Raw genomic sequence first — 629 nt, 5'->3', positions numbered from 1 at the left:
GAGTGCCCACCACAGGGCCGATAATGCCGGTTTCGCTGCACGTCATTGTTTGCTGCAATTCATCAAACGGATACAAGCATCGATAGCAGCCTGAATTTGATGGTTTGTCTGAGTAGTCAAAAACAGCAAATTGCCCTTGCCAACCAATCGCTGCCGCCGATATCAGAGGTGTATTTTGCTCATAACAAACTTGATTGATCAGCTGCCTCGTTGGCAGGTTGTCACTGCAATCCAACACCACATCCGCCAACATGACTTCGAGTTGTAACTGAGCTTGGTCGAGACGCTTGGTAATCGTGCGTACCTGAATCATTGAATTGAGATCACGAAGCTGCTGAGCCATCGCCTCGGTTTTCGCCAGTTCGATGTCGCCTTCACGATAGATAACCTGGCGCTGCAAATTGCTGCTGTCGACACGGTCATCATCAATCACAACTAACTTACCCACGCCAGCAGACGCGAGATACAAACTTGCTGCACTACCCAACCCACCACAGCCGATGAGCAATACATGAGATTGACCAAGACGAGCTTGGCCCGATTCTCCGATTTCAGGTAACGAAACTTGACGCTGATAACGAATGAATTCTTGATCAGTAAGCACGATAGTCCTCCATGACCAATGACGT

At 48.8% G+C, this 629-nt stretch carries 1 protein-coding gene; it reads right to left on the bottom strand.

Translation table 11 applies throughout. The annotated features are described in order from the left end of the window. Positions 1-604, bottom strand: a 604-nt coding sequence (gene thiF, locus R7R24_RS28000; RefSeq protein ID WP_318120342.1) for a thiazole biosynthesis adenylyltransferase ThiF, incomplete at its 3' end; no start/stop codon positions are given. Positions 605-629 lie beyond the last annotated feature (25 nt).

Source organism: Vibrio sp. 704, assembly GCF_033339295.1.
Note: the sequence above shows the minus strand (reverse complement) of the source record. Positions and strands in the feature narration are given on the sequence as shown.